The following is a 23,012-nucleotide window of genomic DNA, read 5'->3' as shown; positions in this document are numbered from 1 at the left end:
GCCCTAGCATAACAATAAGCACTATTAAAAGGTATAGCTAATTATACCCTAACTAGCTTACTTCTTTTCGGGAGGAGTTGAGTCTTGCTGTTGGTTTTGTTGAGTAATTTCTTGATCAATTTCTTTCATAGTCTTATTCATACTAAAAGAGCTCGGCAATACATCAACACCCACAAACTGCCCTAGCTTAACAACCAATGGAATAGTTAATGGTGCAAAGGGTAATAACGCAAAAATGCCTAGCCCCAACCCTTTTAATATATCAACAAACTGCTCATTGGCGCGTTTTAGCTCTGCTTTGTTTGTTTGCCCTTGAGTATAACGCTTGTAGGTTATTAGCATCTCTTTGGTTTCTTGCTTTTCTTGAGCAAGGGCTATTTTAAGCGCCACCATAGCACGGCGAAAACGCAGTTGCTGTCGCTTTTTACTAATTTTAGCAACCCGCCAGGGGGCACGATGAATGACTTTATATAATCGCATAGCCTGTATTCTCACACAGCGCTCTAAGTTCACAAAGAATAATTTACACGCTTTGTTCAATCATTTATTCTAAGTGTCCTTATTTCCACTTTTGTAATAAAAAATGCAAAAAAATCGCCCCGACACCAAACCCGAAAGACCAAAATCTGATGAATGTTGTGGCGGCGGCAGTTGCTGCCCTTGTGTGTGGGATGAATATAAAGAAAAGCTGGCAGCGTGGAAAAAACATCATGGTGAAAATATCAACAGCAAATCAATTTAATTCAATAATATAAAATGACTAAATTAACTTATTTAGTTAGTCATTATGTATCAATGTCTGTTTTTTCCTCCTTTTCTCGCCCTAGCTGCAATTAACTCTGCGTTATTTTTAGATAAATCATTTGTTTCAACTTGTTAAATAGTGGTTAATTACCCATTGCCCTCTTTAGTTTTTTTATCTATAGTCTATTCGAGGACTCACAGGAGGTGCGCTTAATTAATTAAGCTTTTAGGAGTGAGTTAGCTATATTTGCTCCCCATTAAACGTGAAATGTCCACAATAATAAGTCAGTAATAGACTATACAAATTAATTCTAACTGGGGATATTTAGAATGAAATTAAAAAGCAATACGCTTCAACAGGCGATCAAATTTGCTCTAGCAACAACAGCCGCAGGCTTGTTTGTTTCTGGTTCAGCAATTGCTCAAGAAGAGCAAACCGAAGTTAAAGTAAACAAAAACGTAGAAAAAATTGCCGTAGTTGGTACGCGCTCTGCGCCTCGCTCTATTGGTGACTCACCTGTTCCTATCGACATTATCGGTGGTGAAGAGCTTAGCAAATCAGGTAATACTGATATGCTAGAGCTGTTAAAAGGGGCTATTCCTTCTTTAAACGTTCACTCAATGCCAATTAGTGATGCCGCTTCACTAGTTCGCCCTGCAAACCTACGCGGACTACCTTCAGATAGCACATTAATTTTACTTAACGGCAAACGTCGTCATCGCGCTTCAGTTATTGCCTTTTTAGGTGGTGGTATTAATGATGGTGCGCAAGGTGCCGACATTTCAGTTATTCCAAGTATTGCATTGAAACAAGTAGAAGTACTTCGCGATGGTGCCGCTGCACAATATGGTTCTGATGCGATTGCTGGGGTTTTAAATTTCCAACTTAAAGATGCCTCGGAGGGCGGGTCATTTGAAGTTCGTAAAGGTCAATATTACGAGGGCGACGGTGATACAACCCAAATTTCAGGTAATGTGGGTTTACCGTTTACCGATAGCGGTTTTGCAAATTTAAGCTTTCAGTACAAAACAGCCGATGCGACCAGCCGTTCAGTTCAACGCTACGATGCAACTCAACTTATCGAGGCTGGAGTACCAGACATTGCTCCGATCACTCAAGTATGGGGTGCACCAGAGGTAGATGACGACATCTCTATCTTTGGTAATGTTGGCTTAGAGCTTACTAATGACTCACAATTTTATATGTTTGGTAACTATTCTGAGCGTGATGTACGTGGTGGTTTTTATTACCGTAACCCGCATACTCGCCCTGGTGCATACTCAAACGATGGTGGCGAAACACTCCTTGTTGGTGATTTAACCGGCGACATGAGCGGTAATTGTCCAACAATCATGATTGATGACAACGTTCTTGATAACCCTGACTACATTAATGGCGTAGCAAACAACCCTGATTGTTTCGCATTTAACGAAATGCTTCCGGGCGGTTTTACACCAAACTTTGGTGGTAATATCACAGATACGTCACTCACTATTGGTACTAAAGGTGAGTTTACTGGCGGCTTTTTAGAAGGCGCTTACTATGACCTAAGCGGTACTGTAGGGTATAACGAATCTCGCTACTTTATATACGACACAATCAATGCATCGTTGGGTCCAGATAGCCCGCGTGATTTTAGCCCAGGTAAATATGAACAATTAGAGAAAAACTTTAATTTTGATATTTCAAAGGGTTTTGACTTTGACTTAGCTTACGATGTAAACATTGCCGGTGGTTTAGAGTGGCATGAAGAAACCTTTACCGTGGTATCAGGCGATGAAGCTTCGTTTATAGCTGGCCCATTAACTGATCAAGGTTTTGGTATTGGTTCTAACGGTTTCCCTGGATTTAAACCATCAGATGCAGGCGAATACGACCGTCGAAACTATGCAGCTTACATTGATATTGAAGCGCCATTCACTGAAGAGTTCTTAATGGGCTTAGCGCTTCGCTACGAAGATTACGATACCTTTGGTTCAACCACTAACTATAAGTTAATGGGTCAATACCACCTTACTGATGATCTGAATATTCGTGGTTCAATTAGTACTGGTTTCCGTGCACCTACCGTAGGCCAAGCGAATGTTAGTAACGTACAAACTAACTTAAGCAGCGGTGTATTAGTAGACTCAGCGCTATTACCACCAACTAACCCAATTGCTATTCAACTTGGTGGTACTGAACTTGAGCCAGAAGAGTCTCAAAGTTATACCTTTGGTGCGGTATACACCATGGGCGATTTATTCTTAACAGTTGATTACTACAACATCCAAGTAGATGATCGTATTAGCCAATCAGATAAAATTGAACTTAGTCAAGCTGATAAAGACACGCTCGAAGCTGCCGGTGTACCTAACGTACAAAACTTAGCGCAAGTTAGTTTCTTTACCAATGACTTTGATACCACTACTCAAGGTGTTGACTTAGTGGCTAACTACTCAGCTGAATTATTCAATGGTAGTTCTACATTTAGCTTAGCGTACAACTGGAATGAAACAGAAGTAACACGCTCAAGTGATATCACAGGTGCGTTTAAAGTAAGTCGTCTTGAAAATGACTTACCTAATCACCGCGCAACACTGAGCTGGGCACAGCAATGGGAAAGCTTTTCAGCATTTTCTCGTCTTAACTACTTTGGTGAGTACCAAGGTGTTCACGTAGATTATGATGAAACCGCTAAAATAGCTGATGCAGCAGTAACATTAGATGTTGAAGTAACTTACTTTATGAATGACTCAATCAGTTTCTCAGTCGGTGCACAAAACCTACTGGACCAAGAAGCAGAGAAACTTGATTTTACCGTAGCACCTAATAACAATTGGGGTGGTAAGTACTACGAAACTTCTCCATACGGTATTAATGGTGGTTTTTACTACGCTAAAGCAACCTATACTTTCTAAAATGTGTTAACAACAAAAAAGGCGAAATGTGTAATGCATTTCGCCTTTTTATTGGCTCTAAAATGCCTATTTACTCGCATTTTTTATGGCGTTAGGGTTATAGTAAATAAAAAGAATATTAGTTGTATTATGCTACTAAAAAAAGCAAATGAGTTATTATCACAAAACAAGCTTAGAGAAGCTGAGTTTCATTTCAAAACGCTTTTACAATCAGAGCCAGACAATGGTGACGCCCTATTTGGTCTAGGTAAGGTCGCATTGCGTTTAGAACAATTTGATGCCGCTGTGTATATACTACAACGGGCGTGTCAGCATCTACCCTATGTATTAGAACCCTTATATGCACTAAGTGATGCATTTAATGCGGTCAACTCCCCTGAAGATGCGCAAAAAGTACTCGAATACGCAACCAGTATTGCTACAGAAAACCCAGACACTCATTATTATTTAGCTCAGCACTATTTAAACTTTGGCGAGCTTGATAAAGCGCAGGCCACATTTGAGGAGGCATTAAAGCTTGGGATGGCACCGGTTACAGCTTATGTTTTATTTGAATTGGTACAATTAGGGCGCTTTAATAAAGCAAATAATTACATTGATCAGTTACACCATTTTTTAACGCAAACAAATAACCTACGCTTAAAAATGGTCTGTTATTATGCTTTAGCTAAAAGTTACGACAAGTTAGATGATACTGATCAAGCATTTAATTACTTTGTTATTGCCAATCAGCAACAACGTAAACTCAGTGAATTTAATACTGAGAATTTAATTGAGTTTTATGATCAACTTATTGAATATAACAATGAAAGTGTGCTCAATTTAGCAAAACTAAATAAACAGTACCCTGTCACACCCGTGTTTATTATTGGCATGCCACGCAGCGGTTCAACCCTACTTGAGCAAATGTTATCAGGGCACAGTCAATGGGCAACGCTTGGAGAAGACACCAGTATTAGTAGTAAGGTAGTTGCTTTTTTAGAACATAAAACAGGATTACGCTACCCTCAATGCTTAACTAAACTAACAACGCCTTTAATTAACCAAGCCAGAGATATTTATTTAGAAACGTTAAGCTCTTTTGGGGGCAACTGCCCATTTGTGATCAATAAACTGCCGAGCAACTACCAAAACTTAGGGCTAATTTATATTTTATTCCCAGATGCTAAGTTTATTAACCTGACCCGTAACTTTCACGCAACCGCCTTTTCAGTGCTTACTAATTACTTTGCTGAAAACGAACCCTATTTTTGTGATTTAAATGAGTTTACTTTGTATCATCAGCTTTATGAAAAACTAATGAGCCATTGGCAGCAGTTTAACCGCTTAGCTATTTATAATTTAAGTTATGAGCAGCTAATTGAAAATCCAAAGGAACAATTAACCGCACTATTGAGTTTTACGGGCTGCGAATTTGAACACACTTGTTTAGACTTTTACAAAAATAAAAGCGCAGTTACAACGCTTAGTAAACATGCCATCAGGCAACCTGTAAATAACAAAAGCCTTGATAAGTGGCAGCGTTATGAAGCACCTTTACTTAGTTTGCTCTCGTTGCCTCAAACCAATTAAGCACATCCATAAACTGCTCTTGGCGTGCCTGTGGGTGAGTAAGCATATTAATATGGTCGTAATCTACTTTGTGCCCAAAGCGGCGGCCATATATTTGCATTTTTTGCACCCCAGTACCTGATTCATCAATAAACTTTTGAATATCGATAGGCTGTGCCAATGCTTTATCTTTTACTGCCGCAATATGTAACGTTGGAGGAAGCGTGAGATTTGCTAATGTTTTAGCGTAATCAAACCCGTCATCACTGTCTATCCACGGATTTTGCTTCGCCCACTGCATACTTTGATAGTGCGACTTTTGAGTTTCGTCATCACTACCCCACTTCAAGCGTTTTGCCGGTAAATAACCGTGTTTTTTCGCTAATATTGGTGCCATAAAATACCAAATCAAATTGGCCTGAAATAACTTTTTAGGGTGGTTATTAAATAGCGAACGCTTTGAACCAAAATAGGCACACGCTTTTACATCGTTTATCAGCTCAGGAAAGCGAGCAAACACGCTATTAAGCAACACCCCCCCCCAAGAATGAGCAACTAAAAAGTCAGGTTTTTTACTCTCTAACTGTTCAATTTTTTCAATAAATGCCGGAATATCTTCAACAATCGCCTCAGTTTGTCCATACCGTGCTTGCTTACAAATAGCTGGCTTACTTTCACCACGCCCGCGTAAATCAGCTACGTAGCAACGATACCCTTGTTCAGCTAAAAAAGGCGCTAACCCTTTATTGCTATGAGTGTAAAATATTTTGCCATTTTCTACCGCACCATGAATTAATAACACCACAGGCCCACTTTGCTGCTGGTTGGCGATACGGCGCAAATGCAGTGTTTGATGGTCACCTAATTTAATAAAAACAGACTCTTGAGTAACTGCCAAAGCGATTTCCTTATAATTGCTAACAACTCATCCTACCAGTAATGACTGGTAAGCCAAAGGGAAAATTATGCACTTTTTTTGTCTGTATTTGTTACTATTGGCTTTTATTCCTGTTGTTAAAAAAGCCTCATGAAAGCAAAATCAACTCGTTCTAAATTACATCCGCGCAATCAACACAAAAATGGTTACGATTTTAATTTGCTTACCTCGCAAACCCCTTCGTTAACTGCTTTTTTAATTACGACTCCAGCAGGTAATCAAAGTATTGATTTTAGTAATAACTTAGCTGTAAAAACCTTGAATCAGGCGCTATTAAAAAGTCATTACAACATTAACTTTTGGGACATTCCTGAACACAATTTATGCCCACCTATTCCAGGTAGAGTAGATTATATTCATTACTTAGCTGACTTACTCAGCGAAGATAATCAGCAGATTATTCCCACTGGCCGACAAATTAAAGTGCTTGATATAGGCACTGGCGCTAACTTAGTTTACCCGCTAACGGGCAGTAGCGAATACCAATGGCACTTTACTGGCAGCGACATCGACCCTGCAGCAATAAAAATAGCCAAGCAAATCGCTCAGTTTAATGATTTAAAAATAACGTTTAAACAACAAAAAAATCCTGAACATATTTTTAAAGGGGTGATTAATGCTAAAGACTTGTATCACCTAACGATGTGTAACCCGCCATTTCACGCCAGTGCAGAAGAAGCCAATAAAGGCAGTGAACGCAAATGGAAAAATTTAGGCAAAGCGCCTTCGCAAGCACTTAATTTTGGCGGACAAAGTAATGAGCTGTGGTGTGAAGGTGGTGAGCTGGCCTTTATTTCTACCATGATCAAAGAAAGCAGTGATTACAGTGACCAAGTAATTTGGTTTACCTCGTTGGTTTCTAAAAAAGAAACTCTGGCAGCTTTAGAAGCACAGCTAAAACAACAGCCTATTAGTGAATTTAAAATTGTTGAAATGGCACAAGGGCAAAAAGTCAGTCGCTTTATTGCATGGAGCTATTTTGATAAAGCCACCCGAGAACAAATTTGTGAAGAATTAGTATAAAAGCCATATAAGGACACCCCATGATAGATTTTCGCTCAGATACAGTAACAAAGCCGTGCAGCAAAATGCGGGATATTATGTATCATGCCCCCGTTGGCGATGACGTTTATGGCGATGATGAAAGTGTAAACCAATTAGAAGCTTATGCTCGGCTGCGCTTTAATGTGCAAGATGCACTTTTTTGTAGCTCAGGCACACAAACAAACCTGCTTGCATTAATGGCCCATTGTGAACGCGGCGATGAGTATATATGTGGCCAAAATGCTCATAACTACAAGTTTGAAGGCGGTGGCGCTGCCGTTTTAGGCTCTATTCAGCCACAGCCTATTGAAAATGAAGCCGATGGTAGTCTATGTTTTTCTAAAATTGCTGCAGCAATTAAACCCGATGATAGCCACTTTGCAAAAACCCGGCTGTTAAGCCTTGAAAACACCATAGGTGGTAAAGTACTCGGTATTGATTATTTACTCAAAGCACGCGAATTTGTTAACCAACATAACTTAGCACTGCATTTAGATGGTGCCCGCGCTTTTAATGCCGCTGCCGAGCTTAACGTTGATATTAAAGAAATAACCCAACATTTTGACTCTGTGTCTATTTGTTTATCAAAAGGGTTAGGTGCACCTGTAGGTTCATTATTGCTTGGTTCAACAGCATTGATAGCCAAAGCAAGACGCTGGCGAAAAGTGCTTGGCGGCGGTATGCGCCAAGTGGGTATATTAGCTGCTGCCGGGCAATATGCCTTAGAAAATAACACGCAACGTTTAGTCGATGACCACGCTAATGCGCGTTATTTAGCAAAGCAGTTAAGTGAAATTTCAGGCTTTAACGTAAATATGAGTAATACCACAAATATGGTTTACGCTACGTTTGATAACAGCATAAACATCACAAAACTAGCAGCCGATTTAAAAGCACAGAACATTGTGTTTAGCCCAAGTAAGCAACTTAGGCTAGTAACCCATTTAGGTATTACCAAAGCGGATATTGATACCTTTATAAAAGCCTTAACGGCCCATATTTAACGCGGCTTTATAATGTTTGCGGCACACCGATTCATAACGGTCGTTGCCGCCAATTTCTACTTGGTTGCCATCGGCAATAGCCTCGCCATTTTCATCGGTACGTAATACGTGATTTGCTTTACGCCCACAATGACACACCGTTTTAAGCTCTATTAACTTATCAGCCCAAGCAAGTAAATATTGCGAGCCGCTAAATAACTCACCTCTAAAGTCGTTTCTTAAGCCGTAACACAATACGGGAATACCTAATTCATCGACTACATCGGTTAACTGCATAACTTGATCTTTAGATAAAAACTGACATTCATCCACGAGTACACAATGGCGTTTTTTGTCACTATTGAGCGATTTTATAAGCTCGTATACGTCTTTATCCGCATCATAAATATGTGCATCTGCTTGAAGGCCTATACGTGAGGATACTTTGCCCACTCCTGCTCTATCGTCAATGGCAGCGGTGAGGATCACCGGTTCCATACCGCGCTCTTTATAATTAAACGCTGATTGTAATAAAGTGGTTGATTTACCTGCATTCATTGCAGAGTAGTAAAAGTATAATTGCGCCATGGCCGTGCCTTCAAATAAAAAGTGCGCTTATGCTACCCTAAAGTGCAGAGAATACAAATTTGGAAACGCTATTTTATTTATTTTGCTTCGTGCTCTAGTAACCATTGCTTACGCTCTAGGCCACCGGCATAACCAGTTAGCTTTTTATTTGCACCAATAATGCGGTGACACGGCACAATAATACTGATTGGGTTTTTGCCATTTGCAGCCCCCACCGCCCTCACTGCTTTAGGATTATTTAATTGTATGGCAATATCTTTATAGGTTGCCACTTTAGCAAACGGTACGCTTTGTAATGCCTGCCATACGCTTTGCTGAAATGGCGTGCCACCAGTATCAAGCTCTAAAACAAACTCAGTACGCGTATGAGCAAAGTACTCATTAAGCTGCGCCACACAAGATAAAACATGTGAATTAGTCACCTTATTTAAAGGCGTACTGATATAACCGGTCGGTGGATAAAACCCCACATAACTAATACCGTTTTCAGTTGCCTGAATAATAATATCGTCAATCGGGCTGGGTAAACTGGTTTGCACTATCATAATTGCTGCCAAAGTTGAAAAGTTAAGTAAGATCGAAATGGTGCACAGTTCGCAGATTCAAACGAGCTTGCTGCAGCTTGGGCTTTTTTAACCCCTAAATCGCCATCAAGTAAAATATCGGGTTGGCTTTGACCGCGCAGTTTTGCGTAATTAACCGTCCAAGGGCCAATTCCTTTTAAAGTAAGCCATTGGTCTAAATCATCTTCCTTGGGGTTAATAGCACAAAATTCAGCGAGATTATGCAGTGCATTTTTACGTGCCTGCGGCATTTTAAAAAAAGCAAAATCACTACCTGCCACTACTTCAGGTGTTGGAAAGTACACCTTTCCCTCTTGTTGCTCTGAAAGCTGTTGCACTAATTGAGTCACTAAATTATGCGCCGCAGTTACACTCACCTGCTGACCTAACACAGCGCGAATACCCGCTTCAAAGGTTGACCAAATACCCGGTAACCTTAAGCCTTTAGTAAGTGGAAATGCATTATTAATGTGTTCGCTTAAATGCGCCTCAATTAAATAAGTATCTGCATCTAAATCAAGTACACGGCGAATGTTGTTAATAACTGGCTGTAAATATTGCGTATTATCTATATCAATTTGCACCCGAAAATGATGTTTATCTGCAATAAATTCAGCATTAAAGCGGCCTCTACACGATTTATAAGTAAAAGTACGCCCATAACTGGTTGGCGTTAACCACTCTATTGGCTCTATAAGTCGTTTTGCTAAAAACCCATGCAATGCTTGCCAGTTATACGGCGGACGAAAAGGCAAAGTTAAGGTGAGCCCAAGATCAGTTGAGTGCTTGGCGGTTCTGAGCGCTGAGGGCGCGATATTAAGTTGTTTTAAAAAAGCATCATTGAATCGTCGCACACTTTTAAAGCCGGAAGCAAACGCTATCTCGGTAAGCGGTAAGCTGGTTTCTTGAATCAATTTTTTTGCAAAATGGCATTGATTAAATAACCGATATTGAGTTACTGAAAGACCAAAATATTGAGAAAAAAGCCGCCTTAAATAGCGGCTGCTTATTCCTAAACGCGCAGCAAGAACTTCACAATCGCACTCGTGATATTGATCAATTAACTGCTTAGCACGCAATGCAGTGGTTTGTGATCTCAGCCAAGCAGCACTACCTGGTGCGCTATCGGGCCTGCAACGAATACAAGGCCTAAACCCGGCTTGCGCAGCAGAGTGCGCAAACTGATAGTAGGTTACATTTTTTTCATGCGCAGTGGGCGCGGGGCAAATTGGCCGACAATAAATACCTGTGGTTTTTACCGCTACATAAAAAAGCCCATCAAAACGCGCATCGCGGCTCTGACGCGCTTTTTGCCAATGCTGATTAACCATAAATTGCTCTTATAAGTTATGTAGCGCTTAGCTTAACAAAAACTAGGTATATTACTGGCCATATTCGGCACTAATCTTTGTTTGCAAAATCAATCAATGCTTGGCCCGTTAAACGATATATAATCCATTCATTCTGTGGCTCAGCGCCCATGCTATTATAAAAATCAATCGCGGGTTTATTCCAATCAAGCACTACCCACTCAAAGCGGCCACAGTCTTTGCTTATTGCTCTGTTTGCCAGCTCTTTCATGATAGCTTTACCGGCACCATTTCCACGGCTATCTGGGCTAACATATAAATCTTCTAAATAGAGACCATTCTTACCTAACCAAGTAGAGTAGTTGTAAAAATACACCGCAAAACCAATCGGCTCACCATCTTGTAAACAAATTAAACTATGCGCTGTTGCGCCGTCGCAAAACAGTGTATCTAAAATTGCTTGTTCATCTGTTTTAACTGCATCTGGCTCTTTTTCGTAAATGGCAAGCTCATTAATAAAATGCAAAATTGTTTTTGCATCACTTGGCTGTGCATCGCGAATTTCTATTGCTGTGTTCATTGTTATTAACCCTTCAAAACGACTTTTATGGCTATTAAATTTAAAATAAAAAGTGCCTAAATAATTATGATAACTTAAGCCATTAATACATTTATTTATACCCTAGCATATCGTTTTTATATTCAATACGTAACTATCACGGGCTTATTTAAATTTAGCCATTACGATATCTAAAAAACAAATTAAAACAGCGCTTTTATAAATGGTAAAAAGTTGTCATTATGAATAAAAAGTAAAGCAATAAGGGAGTTTAACTAAAATGGGTCATGGTCACTCACACAGTCACGTTGATGATAACCAAAGTGATAAACAGCTCACCCTTGCCGTATTTATAAATGTTTTACTGACTGCAGTGCAAGTTGTTGGTGGCGTATTTTCTGGCAGCCTTTCATTAATTGCCGATGCATTACATAACCTAAGTGATGCGGCCTCTATTTTTATTGCCCTCGTTGCCCGAAAAATTGGCAATAAACAGGCTGATACAACCCATCATTTTGGCTACAAACGCGCAGAAATACTAGCAACCCTTTTTAATAGCACTACGTTAATAGTCATCGGGGGTTATTTAATTTTTGAGGCCATAAATAGTTATTTAAACCCCCAACCTATCAATGGCTGGATCATTGTATGGGTTGCCGCAGTGGCGCTACTCGTTGATTTAGTCACTGCGTTATTAACCTTTAAAGCCGGCGCTAAAAACAACATGAATATAAAGGCGGCGTTTATTCATAATGTGTCTGATGCAATGGCATCAATAGTCGTTATTATTGCCGGTACTTTAATCATTTTATACCAGTGGTATGTCGTTGATTTAATAGCGACTATTTTAATATCACTGTACGTTATTTATCATGGCGTGCTATTACTTAAAGCCAGCTGTAGTATTTTAATGCAAGCAGCACCCATTGGTTTTGATCAGCAACTTATAAGCAAGAAATTACTGCAACAGTTTGCTATTACGCAAATAAAATCCATAAAAGCGTGGCAACTGGACGATACTACCACTCACTGTGAAATTGTGATGCAAACAGATACCCCTATTGAGCTTAATGCCATAAAACACTATTTACATGATGAATTTGCAATTGAACACTGTGTAATTGAGTGTTGTTCACCTTAGTTTGATTATACAAAGTACTTTGTAATTAAAACTGAACACATCTTTATTTTTATGCCTTGTGCAACAAAACGCAGAAGGCCTGCTAACAATAATCAACTGCCGTTACGAGCATCTATTTTAACGCAACGTTATATTTGACCCCCTATAGTTTGCAATAGCACACATGCAAATAAAAACAATTATCATTAACCTTGCGTTTACTTTAAATTACTCTTAATATTGCGGCCATCATTAATACAACTAAAACCATTCAAACGAAGGACCCGCATGTTTAAAACATCTCTGAGCTTAATAGCATTAATAGTCAGTGGCGCCAGTATTGCAGACGAATCAACGATCCAAAGAAATTTAAATCAAACAGAAATGGAGCACGTTATTGTTTCGGGTAGTCGTGTTTTTGAAAGTATTGATGAGGTCCCTGCTTCCATAACTATTATTAGTCAAAAGCAAATAGAAGCGCATTTAAAAGTTAATCCAGAATTACAAAGCCTTTTAGCACAAATGGTTCCCGGTCTTGCTCCAGATACTGGAAGCTCAAGTAATTCAGGACAAACTTTACGCGGGCGTGCCCCACTGATCATGATTGATGGCGTGCCACAGTCAACGCCACTGCGTAACGGATCATTAGGGGTAAAAACCTTAGATCCAAGCGCAATAGGTCGAATAGAAGTCATAAAAGGAGCAACGTCAATTTATGGTAACGGCGCATCAGGCGGAATTATTAACTATATTACCAAGCAAGCACAAAGCGATGGCCAAACCAAAGGTGAAATAAGCTTATCGAGTCGTTTTAGTGCGGTAAAACTTGAAGAAAGCGCAGGCGCAAGGTTATCTGCAGCATTGAATGGTCGTGCAGATAAATTTAGCTACTTAGTAACTGCAAGCTATGAAGAAAACGGTGTACAACGCGATTCGCAAGGCGATGTTCTCGGTTTACAATATGGTTTATCTGATGCCGTTACACAAAATTACTTCACTAAGCTTGGCTATGACTTTGATGATGAAAAGCAACTCCAATTTAGTTATAACTACTTCAGTTCACAACAAAAAACCGACTTAGGCGATGTTGTTGGTGATATGAGCCTAGGAGAAAAAACCTACGCCATTCATGTGCCGTCAGAATTACAAAAGCAAGGTAAACCACAAGGGCCAGAAGGCAACGAAAATATAACCTTAAAATACACCGACTACGCACTGCTTGAAAACACACAAATGACGTTAGACCTCTATACGCAAGATATAGAAAATGTGTTTTTCTTCTCTCCAAACCTTGCCAATCCGGATGAGAATTATCAAGGTGGTCAATCAGTTATAAGTTCAGAAAAAAAAGGCGCCAGAGCAACTTTTAATACCCAGGTAGACTTTGACTCAGTTGAAGCGTCATTCATTTACGGAATTGATGCGTTAAATGATGTAACTGCACAACCGCTGGTTGATGGGCGTGTTTGGGTGCCAGAAATGGACATGAAAAGTGTCGCGGGCTTTTTACAAACTAAGTGGGTTATTGCTAATGACTTAATAATAAAGGCCGGTGTACGCAAAGAAAATATCGACCTTAGCGTAGATGATTATCGCACGCTAAAATTATGTAAAACGGCCACGCAATGCTCTGTGCCAATTAGCGTAAAAGGCGACACGGTTGATTACAATGCTACGACCTATAACGTGGGCATTAAATACAATCTAGATGAAAAATTCAGCCCCTTTTTAAACTACTCACAGGGATCTGATATATCAGATATTGGCCGCCTACTTCGCTCTGCCACAGTAAATGATATAGGCCTTATTCAAACACAAGCTTCAATTATCGATAATTATGAAATTGGCTTTAATTCTCAATTTGATGCAGTTCGTTTAGAAGTCGCAGCATATCGAAGCACCTCTGAGCTTGGCACTACAAACAAATTTAATGAAGTAACGGGTGTTTATGAACCGGTTAGAGCACCTCAAGAAATTTGGGGTTATGAAGCCTTAGTAGACTACACCATAAGCCCATCCCTTAAATTACTGGCAACTTATAGTTATGTAGAAGGTGAAAATACTGAAGCAGATATATACTTAGGCTCTAAGCAAATCAGCCCACCAAAAGCCACAGCCAATCTTAACTGGAAACCTACGGATACCCTATCATTAACATTAAGTTACTTGTATGTGGGTGATAGAAAGCGCTTTGAGCCTAATGATAATGGTAAATATGTTGGCGATCAGGGGCCTGTCGATAACTACACGGTTTTTAATTTAAGCGGTCAGTATCAGTTTGCAGACAACTGGAAAAGTTTTATCGGGGTAGAAAACTTATTTAATCAAGACTACTTCCCAGCCCGTGCGCAATCTTACACCTATGGTGGATACAACATTAAAGGTTTAGGTACCACGGCCACAGTAGGTGTTACTTATCAATTTTAATCACTTACGCGTTCATACTTTTACGGTATGAACGCGCTTATACCCTCAACTAACTTGCTGATCTAAAATACAAATAACAACCTGTCCGTTTATTAACCAGCAATGCAAACTTAAACGAGAATCAAACTCAATATTAACCATATGATTTATAAGTAAATTACTTGCAATTCTGTGCCTATATACTAGACTAGCCACAATTAGAATTTTTAGGATAAGCGCTATGAAAGGTAATCAAAAAGTAATCGACGCCTTCAATACATTGTTAGCTAACGAATTAGCTGCTATTGACCAGTATTTTATTCATTCTCGTATGTACGACGATTGGGGCTTAAACAAACTTTATGAGCGTCTTAACCATGAAATGGAAGAAGAAAAAGACCACGCTGATTGGCTAATCAAGCGTATTCTTTTTTTAGAAGGCGTACCAAACATGACTAAACGTCGTGATCTGTTAATTGGTGACGATGTAAAAAGCATGATGCAAAACGACTTAACCTTAGAACTTGAAGTGGTTGAGTGTGTTAAAGAGGTTATTGCTATCTGTGAACAACAGCAAGATTATCAATCTCGTGAAATTTTAGAAAAGCTATTATTTGATACCGAAGAAGATCACGTCTACTGGTTAGAGCAACAACTGGGTCTGATTGACAAAATTGGCACTCAAAACTATCACCAAGCTCAAATGGGCGAATAAGGACTTATATTATGAAAGGCGATAAAGACGTTATTGCAGCACTAAATAAAGTACTTGCTAATGAGCTTGTGGGTATTAACCAATACTTTTTACATGCACGCATGTTTAAAGATTTTGGTTTTAGTAAACTAGACAAAGCTGATTACAAAGTATCGATACAAAAGATGAAAAACGCCGACCGTTTAATTGAGCGTATTTTATTTTTAGAAGGCCTGCCTAACCTTCAAGATTTAGGACGCTTACGCATTGGCGAAAACAGCGAAGAAATGATTGCCGCTAACATGAGCTTTGAACTTGATACAGTAGATGAGCTACGTACAGCCATCAAACTAGCTGAAAGTAAAAAAGATTACATTAGCCGTGAAGCGCTCGATAACATTTTAAATGAGCAAGAAGAGCAAATTGATTGGCTAGAAACACAGCAACTGCTGATCAAAAACACTGGGCTTGAAAACTACTTACAATCGCAACTGTAAGTTAAAGTTATAAATACAAAAAAAGCAGCTAAGGCTGCTTTTTTTATGTTTAATTTTTAAATGTTATACCAATTCGTTTAGGTAGGCCTATTTATGTAGATTACTATTAAGCCACTTGATCGGTTATATCTGCAATTTGAATCAGTTTACGATTGAGGATCTTTTTTGTACAGCAACAACACTTACCGCACTGGCTGCCCACTTTAAGCTCTTTAGTTAGCTCGCGCATGGTAGTAGCACCATCGTCGATGGTTTGCTCAATTTTTTTATCGGTCACACCGTGACAAAGACAAACATACATGAATACAAACAACTCTCAATTTCATTTAGTAGGTTTATATTAATCTAAACGAAAATAGTTATCAATTGGTTTTTTATAAAATTTGAATTTTTTGCATTTTTTTTAGCCAGCGCCACTTAAGTTGAGAATTCGCGGCAGCTTGAGAATTGTTTGAATTTCATTCGAACTATGGCACTTAAATTGAGATTTATTAACTAAAGTCTCGCCTTAAATTTAGGTATGATTAGGTAAATAGTTGAATGATTAAAATGAATTACATTAAGTCTGAAGAAGCCTTAATGTATAAATATAGAATTAATGCGTGAGCTATTTCCGGTTTGTGCCATAAGCCGACCTTGAGACACATAAAGATTAAGACTGCAAAGATACGAAAGCGGAAGTTAGCTTTGGCCTGTTTAACGACAAATATTCCGACAAAGCAGTCATGACTATTAGTTTATTGTTAAATCTAATCTTTCTTTTCGTTCATCTACTCAATAACCCCACGCTAAACGTGACTTTAGCGTGGGGTTAGAGTTCACAGTCATTTTATCTGGATAGCTCTTTTATTTTTTTCTCTGAAAACCAGCGATATAAAACAGGTAAAACAAATAATGTTAACAGTGTTGCAGTTACCAAGCCGCCAACAATAACACTCGCTAAGGGGCGCTGTATTTCTGCACCAACACCATTAGACATTAACATCGGTATCAAACCTAAAGCTGATGTTATAGCAGTCATAAGTACAGGTCTTAATCTTGAAGTAGCGCCTTCAAAAACGGCTTTAGATGCTTCTAGACCGTCTTTAATACGTTGGTTGATACTTTCTACCATAACGACCCCATTCAATACCGCTACACCAAATAAGGTAATAAAGCCAACGGAGCTTGGTACAGACAAGTATTGTCCAGATAAATATAAGGAGAAAACTCCGCCAATTACAGCAAGCGGCACGTTGACCAATATCAGCATAGCTTGACCAACAGAACCAAAGGCAAAGTAAAGTAGTAGTGCGATTAGTGCTAACGATAAAGGTACAACTATAGCTAACCTATTTTGAGCACGTTTTTGACTTTCGAACTGGCCGCCAATCGAAACAGAATAACCTGAAGGTAAGTCAACCTTTTCAGCAATTACCGTTCTGATATCGGCAACCACGCTTCCCATATCTCGATTTTGTACATTTGCTTGGATAACGACTCTTCGTTGTACATCATCGCGTCTAACTTGTGGTGGGCCTGACTCAAATGAGACTGAGGCTACGTCACCCAGTCGCACCCAAGCACCAGTAGGTGATTGAAGCCGAATATCAGCAATAGCTTCTTTGTTACTTCGGTACTCTTCCTCTATGCGAACGTAAATATCATAACGTTCATTACCATTGATTATTTGTCCGGCTTCAACACCACCAATACCATCACGCACAACCTCCATTATGTCACTCACAGACAATCCAAAGCGCGATAGTTCTTGCCTGTTAGGACTTATCACCAATTGCGCTTCACCAGCAATTTGCTCCAATGCAACATCCCTTGCACCTTCAATGTTTTTAATTGCTGTTTCTATTTCTTGACCTTTAGCCGCCAGTACCTCAAGTTCAGGCCCAAACAACTTTATCGCCAACTGAGCCTTAACACCAGATAGTAGCTCATCGACACGAGTCGCAATAGGTTGAGAAAAGTTGAGTAGCAACCCAGGGAATTCTTCTAAAGATCTCTCCATTTTTCCTTGAAGTTCATATCGATTAGATGCACTGGTCCACTCAGAAACAGGCTTCAACCCTATGTAAATTTCGATGTTATTCACAGGCTCTGGGTCTCCACCTATTTCTGCTCGACCAATTCGGCTTAATGCATAGGTTACTTCAGGGAAAGCCATTAGTTTTTCTTCTAGAATTGGTGCCACAGTGAGCGCGGTATCTAAACTGGAAGAAGGTGCAAGCGTTGCTCTTAAGTTTATCGTCCCTTCTTCTAACTCAGGTACAAATTCAGTACCAATTAATGGAACTAATGCAAAGGCAGAGAAAACTAATATAAGTGCGGCTGAAATGACTAATTTGGTGCGTTTTAGTGCGAATGTAAGCCCTTTTCTGTAGAGTTTGTCTAATGGCCTAAGAACAAAGCTTTCCCTCTCTTTTACACCTGACTTAAATAAATAAGTAGCTAAAGCGGGTACAACAAACAACGCAACCACAATAGCAGATATAACAGCTAAAATGATGCTTATTGCCATAGGTTGAAATAACTTTGCCTCAACACCTTCAAAGCTAAATAAAGGCGTAAATACGACTAAAATAATAGAAGCTGCAAAAAATACGGGACGAGCCACTTCTTTACCCGCATTTTGAAGACGTAACTTAATACCATGCTCATCTTGTTCTACATCATGTGGATCAGTATCAGCACTAGGCACTCTTTCTTTTACAGTTTTTAAATGGGTAGAGTCTGGTCTATTTAAATGCTTAAACATGTTTTCAACCATCACGACTGAACCATCAACTAGCATACCAATGGCTACGGCAATGCCACCCAATGACATAAGGTTTGCAGAAATGCCCCACCAAGCCATGATCATTAACGCGATACCAATTGAAATTGGAATAGATATTAGGACAAGGAAGGTTGCACGTATATTCATTAAAAATAGTGCTAATACAATACAGATGAAAATAAATGCTAGTAATAGTGCATCAACTACTGTATCAACGGCTTTTTCAATCAAATCAGCCTGATCATAAAATGGTTCAAAGCGAACACCTTTAGGCAATGCTTGATTAATTAATGGGATTCTTGCATTGATACCATCAATGGTGGCTTTAGTATTAGACCCCATGCGTTTTAAGACAATGCCAGAGACAACTTCACCTAAATTTTCGACTTTACCGTCTTCGGTTTTGCGCGTCATTGTGACAGCACCTTGACGAATTTCACTGCCCATTTCAACTTTAGCAATATCCGAAACCGTCACAACTGTCCCATCAACTGTTTTGACGGGAACTTGTTTGATATTACTAATACCAGCGTCACCACTTTCAAACCAACCTGCACCTCTAATAACAAGCTGCTCTTGCCCACGGTTCATATACCATCCGCCAACATTGGCATTGTTGTTATCTAGGGCACCAACAACGTCTTCTTGCGTTAGGTTATAAGAAAGAAGCTTAGATGGATCTACATTTACTTGGTACTGCCTAACAATACCTCCAAAGGAGAGTACATCAGTAACACCATCGACAGGCATAACGAGTAATTTTACTACCCAATCATTGAGACTCCTGAGTGCCATAGCATCATAGCCTGCATCTTTATCTGAAATAAGAAGGTACTGAAATACTTGGCCTAGCCCTGAGGTGTTTGGCCCCATTTCGGGTGTGCCGACACCTTCTGGTATCAGTTCTTTTGCGGCTTGAAGACGCTCAAATACAAGTTGTCTTGCAAAGTAAATGTCGGTGCCTTCTTTGAAAACAACCGTGACGCCAGACAAGCCTGTTTTAGAAATTGAGCGCACTTGTTCTACATCAGGTAAGGCATACATGACCGCTTCAATGGGGTACGTAATGAGTTGTTCAACTTCTTCAGCAGCTAGTCCTGGCGCTTCAGTATTTACAGCAACTTGAACATTAGTAACATCAGGAAAGGCATCTAAATTTAGTTTTGGTATAACCATAATTGCGCCGACAATTGTGGCAAACAGCGCAATCAAAATCAGGAGTCTATTATTAACAGACCAATCTATTATTTTATTAAACATAGTCTTGCTCCTTAGTGGTTATGCGGATCAAATCCGCCTTTAGCGATTTCAGAAGCAACAAAAAATGCGCCTTTGGTTACAATTCGCGTCCCACTATCAAGGCCAATGATTTCCCTAAAATCACCTAAGGCTCGGCCTAGTTCTACTTCTACAGCTTTAAATTCTCCAGGGTGGTCTTCGACAAATACGGTCCAATCACCATCTGCGCTGCGGATCAATGCTTCTTCTGGCACAGCCATCACTTTCTGCTTTGTGGCAAACTGAAAGTAAACTTTTACAAACATACCTGAATGAAGGTTATCATCAGCATTCTGTACCCCCAATCTAATAATTCTTGTACGAGTTACGGGATCAATTGTATGGGCTTCTTGGATAACTTTGGCATTGTAACTCTGGCCTTCTAATTTAAGTACCGCAGGAGAATCAATTGATAAATTTAGCTTTTTATTTGGAGAAACTTTTGCTTCAACCCATAGTTGTTTTTCATCAGCTAACAACATGACTGAATCCCCAGCATCAACACGTTGCCCTTGGATAAAGTCGTCTTGAAGCACGACACCTTCACGGTGCGCCGTTAATGCATATTGCCCAAATGCTTTAATGTCTTTGTTAGAAATACCATTTATTGCTTTTTCAGTTAACCCTAAAGCAATGAGCTTGCCATAGCTCGCATTGTATGTTGTTTCAGCTTGTAATAATCGACTTTCACTCACCGTCTTATTACCCAGCTTTTTTACACGTTGCCATTCGGTTGAAGCGATTAAATAGTCAGCTTGTGCTTGTGCCATTGCTTCACTAAATAATGTAACTAACTTCTGACCTATTTCTACATACTCGCCAAGCGCTGCATGGCGACTGATAATGACTGACTCTGTACGTGGTGATACCACATAACTTTTATAGCCATTAGCTTTTATTTCGCCAGGTGCATATACGGAGCTAAATTGATATTCAGGCTTAACACTTTCCACTTTAATTTTAGCAAGCGACATCTTCTTTGGATCAATAGTGATACCTTCTTCATGTTCTTCTTCTCCCTCTTTATTACCACCTTCATGGCCGTGCTCGTCATGGTCACCTTTATCTTCTTCATGTCCCTTTTCGTGTTCATGCTCATCTTGATGTTCTTTTTCTTCTTGTTTCGAAACGTTTGTGACAGAACCAGTTCCATCTGACGACTGTGCAAAAGCATCATGATTTGTAGTAAACCCAACTAACAGGCTGCTAATTACTACGGCTAAAAATTTTTTACTAATTACTGTATTCATTTTTGTAACCTATATTTTTAATAAATTTAAGATTTCGTTTTTCGCTACTGAAAAAACAAAGCGCTCAAATCTCAAATTTGGATAACTGACCCATACTTAAAATGAAGGATATTTCTGCAAGCTTGAATTGATTTTCCAAACGTATTCCTGCATGAAGCCCTTCCGCACGTTGATTTAATGCAAGTAAGTAGTCAGAAGTATTAATATCACCAGCTTGCCAGCGCTTATTTAATAAGTTTTCGCTGCTATCTAATCTGCCTTTTGTCAGTTTTTGCCATTGCTCATAATATTTTCTACTGACATTAAGCGATTCATAATTAGCTTTTGCTTCAAAAGACTGCTTTCGATATACCGACTGAAAATTCGCCTCGGCTGCAATGGCTTCTGAATAAGCGGCTTTAACATTATCTGTATAGTTATTTCTGATGTTTAAAGGCATTGAAAAAGTCACACCAACCAAGTCTTCATCTCCACTTTTCCCTGCGCTAACGCCAATGGTTGGATTAGCTTTAGATTCCATAGTGGTTAGTTGAGCTTTAGATTGTTGTCCCTTCCATTTCGCTCTAGCAAGTTTAACTTTTGGATGTTCCTCAACCCACTGGGAGTTAAATGAGTAGCTTGTTGCTCCAAAAGTAAATGAAAACAAATTGGTAGTATTAGGCGTCCAATCAGGCAATAACTCCTGAACCTTTACCTCTGCATTTTTCAAAGCAATTTGAGACTCAGATATTTCACTAAAAATTTGCGACAAGTTTAAATAGACTAGCTCAGCGTCAAGTGGCTCTAGAAGTCCAGCTTTTCGTTTGTCTTCAACAATTCCAACGAGCGTTTGCAATTGCTCTTCTCTTTCTGAAAGTAACTGAGCAGCTTTTTTTGCTGCTTGCCAATTAACTAATGCAGTTAAGGCATTAGCCTTTTTAGAATCGAGTAGAGATAACAATTGTTGCTGGTTTGCATAAACATCAATTTCACCAATGGTTTTATTTGTTGATTGCTTATCCCAAAAATCTATCGTTTGACTGATACCAATAGAGTAATTATCAAAATCACCTTCTTTTTCATAGCTTGCTTCAAGCTCTGGGTTATATACGGCTTGAGTTAAGCTTTTGGCTCTATGATTACTTGCATTAAGTAACTCTTTAGCCGCAACAACTTCGGGATCTTTATTTATTTGACTATCTAGCCATGAAATACTTTTCTGTTTGCCATAAGTGGCAACTGAAAAACTCACAGCCATGCATAAAGACAGGGTTAAACCTGTATTTTTTAAAAATATATACATAAAACTTCTTAATTTTTTAATTTATAAACACGAACCCTTTATCCTTCTCATGGACAAATAGGTCATTAAAAATCAATCTAATTAAGAAATGGGTGGGCGAAGTATCGCTTCAAGGTAAGTATTTGTTTGATCAATTTGATAAGGCGTTTTATTGATAATGTTTAGTTTGCCCGTGGTATTTGAATTACTGACTAAAATCCAAGATAAGTGGCTGCCACTGCAATGACCGCAGTGATGACAATCTTTTTCATTATGCTGCTCATCACCTACATTATCATTTGAGACATTTCGATCATCTGCATGATCATGTTGAGTTTGAAGGTGCTCTATATCTATTTGGTGATTCTCAGATGTTGAGGATGCTACAGCAGTTAACGATTGTAAAACAATCGAAATAACCAAGAGCATTTTTAGTACAACATTAAGGTTCAAAGTTATCACCAGTTAAATATAGTATTTAAAATACTAGCAGAAACTATTTTCTTAAACTAGCTTTTCAATTCAGTTTCCACGCTTTTACATTAAATAATTTTTT

At 39.1% G+C, this 23,012-nt stretch carries 20 protein-coding genes; 9 read left to right on the top strand and 11 right to left on the bottom strand.

Annotated elements, in window-relative coordinates; all coding sequences use genetic code 11:
* Nucleotides 1-57: 57 nt before the first annotated feature.
* Nucleotides 58-480: a hypothetical protein gene (locus tag CWB76_RS08545; protein ID WP_138606806.1), complete on the bottom strand. Its 423-nt coding sequence runs from the start codon at nucleotides 478-480 to the stop codon at nucleotides 58-60.
* A gap of 103 nt (nucleotides 481-583) precedes the next feature.
* Between CWB76_RS08545 and CWB76_RS08540 the strand changes: the two genes are divergently transcribed.
* The 3 genes from CWB76_RS08540 (at nucleotide 584) to CWB76_RS08530 (ending at nucleotide 5,217) form a co-directional block, all read left to right on the top strand.
* Nucleotides 584-742: an oxidoreductase-like domain-containing protein gene (locus tag CWB76_RS08540; RefSeq protein WP_138606804.1), complete on the top strand. Its 159-nt coding sequence runs from the start codon at nucleotides 584-586 to the stop codon at nucleotides 740-742.
* A gap of 332 nt (nucleotides 743-1,074) precedes the next feature.
* The gene (locus CWB76_RS08535) at nucleotides 1,075-3,645 is read left to right on the top strand and encodes a TonB-dependent receptor plug domain-containing protein (RefSeq protein ID WP_138606802.1); all 2,571 of its coding nucleotides are present in this window, start codon (nucleotides 1,075-1,077) and stop codon (nucleotides 3,643-3,645) included.
* A gap of 129 nt (nucleotides 3,646-3,774) precedes the next feature.
* Complete coding sequence (locus CWB76_RS08530; protein WP_138606800.1) at nucleotides 3,775-5,217, top strand: tetratricopeptide repeat-containing sulfotransferase family protein; 1,443 nt, start codon at nucleotides 3,775-3,777, stop codon at nucleotides 5,215-5,217.
* Here the strand turns inward: CWB76_RS08530 and CWB76_RS08525 are convergent.
* On the bottom strand, nucleotides 5,186-6,094 hold the full coding sequence (locus CWB76_RS08525) for an alpha/beta fold hydrolase (RefSeq protein ID WP_138606798.1): 909 nt from the start codon (nucleotides 6,092-6,094) through the stop codon (nucleotides 5,186-5,188). The genes CWB76_RS08530 and CWB76_RS08525 overlap by 32 nt on opposite strands.
* A gap of 129 nt (nucleotides 6,095-6,223) precedes the next feature.
* On the opposite strand from CWB76_RS08525, the gene rlmF reads away from it, so the two are divergent.
* Nucleotides 6,224-7,156, top strand: a complete 933-nt coding sequence (rlmF, locus tag CWB76_RS08520; RefSeq protein WP_138606796.1) for a 23S rRNA (adenine(1618)-N(6))-methyltransferase RlmF — start codon at nucleotides 6,224-6,226, stop codon at nucleotides 7,154-7,156.
* Nucleotides 7,157-7,176: 20 nt separating this feature from the next.
* Nucleotides 7,177-8,181 (top strand): low-specificity L-threonine aldolase, encoded by a 1,005-nt coding sequence (gene ltaE / locus CWB76_RS08515; protein WP_138606794.1) that lies wholly within the window; start codon nucleotides 7,177-7,179, stop codon nucleotides 8,179-8,181.
* Here ltaE and CWB76_RS08510 read toward each other — a convergent pair.
* From CWB76_RS08510 to CWB76_RS08495, 4 genes are all read right to left on the bottom strand, one after another.
* A complete protein-coding gene (locus tag CWB76_RS08510; RefSeq protein WP_008112278.1) occupies nucleotides 8,164-8,748 on the bottom strand; it encodes a thymidine kinase in 585 nt (194 codons plus the stop codon). The genes ltaE and CWB76_RS08510 overlap by 18 nt on opposite strands.
* Nucleotides 8,749-8,825: 77 nt before the next feature.
* On the bottom strand, nucleotides 8,826-9,293 hold the full coding sequence (locus CWB76_RS08505; protein WP_138606792.1) for a methylated-DNA--[protein]-cysteine S-methyltransferase: 468 nt from the start codon (nucleotides 9,291-9,293) through the stop codon (nucleotides 8,826-8,828).
* The gene (locus CWB76_RS08500) at nucleotides 9,290-10,642 is read right to left on the bottom strand and encodes a DNA-3-methyladenine glycosylase 2 family protein (RefSeq protein ID WP_138606790.1); all 1,353 of its coding nucleotides are present in this window, start codon (nucleotides 10,640-10,642) and stop codon (nucleotides 9,290-9,292) included. Before CWB76_RS08500 ends, CWB76_RS08505 begins: the two co-directional genes overlap by 4 nt.
* A 70-nt stretch (nucleotides 10,643-10,712) precedes the next feature.
* Nucleotides 10,713-11,201: a GNAT family N-acetyltransferase gene (locus CWB76_RS08495; RefSeq protein ID WP_138570185.1), complete on the bottom strand. Its 489-nt coding sequence runs from the start codon at nucleotides 11,199-11,201 to the stop codon at nucleotides 10,713-10,715.
* A gap of 259 nt (nucleotides 11,202-11,460) precedes the next feature.
* On the opposite strand from CWB76_RS08495, the gene CWB76_RS08490 reads away from it, so the two are divergent.
* The 4 genes from CWB76_RS08490 to bfr (CWB76_RS08475) all read left to right on the top strand — a co-directional run bounded on the left by CWB76_RS08490 (nucleotide 11,461) and on the right by bfr (CWB76_RS08475) (nucleotide 15,897).
* Nucleotides 11,461-12,321, top strand: a complete 861-nt coding sequence (locus CWB76_RS08490; protein ID WP_131692152.1) for a cation diffusion facilitator family transporter — start codon at nucleotides 11,461-11,463, stop codon at nucleotides 12,319-12,321.
* Nucleotides 12,322-12,588: 267 nt separating this feature from the next.
* Nucleotides 12,589-14,727, top strand: a complete 2,139-nt coding sequence (locus CWB76_RS08485; protein WP_138606788.1) for a TonB-dependent receptor — start codon at nucleotides 12,589-12,591, stop codon at nucleotides 14,725-14,727.
* 220 nt (nucleotides 14,728-14,947) lie between these two features.
* Nucleotides 14,948-15,421, top strand: coding sequence for a bacterioferritin (bfr, locus tag CWB76_RS08480; protein ID WP_013463107.1), 474 nt, complete (start codon nucleotides 14,948-14,950; stop codon nucleotides 15,419-15,421).
* An 11-nt stretch (nucleotides 15,422-15,432) separates the two neighbouring features.
* Nucleotides 15,433-15,897, top strand: coding sequence for a bacterioferritin (gene bfr / locus CWB76_RS08475; protein WP_036955020.1), 465 nt, complete (start codon nucleotides 15,433-15,435; stop codon nucleotides 15,895-15,897).
* 106 nt (nucleotides 15,898-16,003) lie between these two features.
* Here the strand turns inward: bfr (CWB76_RS08475) and CWB76_RS08470 are convergent, their stop codons facing one another.
* From CWB76_RS08470 to CWB76_RS08450, 5 genes are all read right to left on the bottom strand, one after another.
* Nucleotides 16,004-16,198 carry a (2Fe-2S)-binding protein gene (locus CWB76_RS08470; protein ID WP_010389142.1) on the bottom strand — a complete coding sequence of 65 codons (195 nt, stop codon included), beginning with the start codon at nucleotides 16,196-16,198 and terminating at the stop codon, nucleotides 16,004-16,006.
* A 528-nt stretch (nucleotides 16,199-16,726) separates the two neighbouring features.
* Nucleotides 16,727-19,927, bottom strand: coding sequence for an efflux RND transporter permease subunit (locus CWB76_RS08465; protein ID WP_004588883.1), 3,201 nt, complete (start codon nucleotides 19,925-19,927; stop codon nucleotides 16,727-16,729).
* Between the two features lie 11 nt (nucleotides 19,928-19,938).
* Nucleotides 19,939-21,195 carry an efflux RND transporter periplasmic adaptor subunit gene (locus tag CWB76_RS08460; RefSeq protein WP_010388432.1) on the bottom strand — a complete coding sequence of 419 codons (1,257 nt, stop codon included), beginning with the start codon at nucleotides 21,193-21,195 and terminating at the stop codon, nucleotides 19,939-19,941.
* 64 nt (nucleotides 21,196-21,259) lie between these two features.
* The gene (locus CWB76_RS08455) at nucleotides 21,260-22,477 is read right to left on the bottom strand and encodes a TolC family protein (RefSeq protein WP_010388430.1); all 1,218 of its coding nucleotides are present in this window, start codon (nucleotides 22,475-22,477) and stop codon (nucleotides 21,260-21,262) included.
* Between the two features lie 81 nt (nucleotides 22,478-22,558).
* Nucleotides 22,559-22,918, bottom strand: coding sequence for a hypothetical protein (locus tag CWB76_RS08450; RefSeq protein ID WP_227006932.1), 360 nt, complete (start codon nucleotides 22,916-22,918; stop codon nucleotides 22,559-22,561).
* Between the last annotated feature and the right edge of the window lie 94 nt (nucleotides 22,919-23,012).

The sequence above is a fragment of the Pseudoalteromonas sp. S1609 genome (genome assembly GCF_005887255.1).
GTDB lineage: Bacteria > Pseudomonadota > Gammaproteobacteria > Enterobacterales > Alteromonadaceae > Pseudoalteromonas.
The sequence above is the reverse complement of the archived record's forward strand: the minus strand, read 5'-3'. Positions and strand labels throughout refer to the sequence as shown.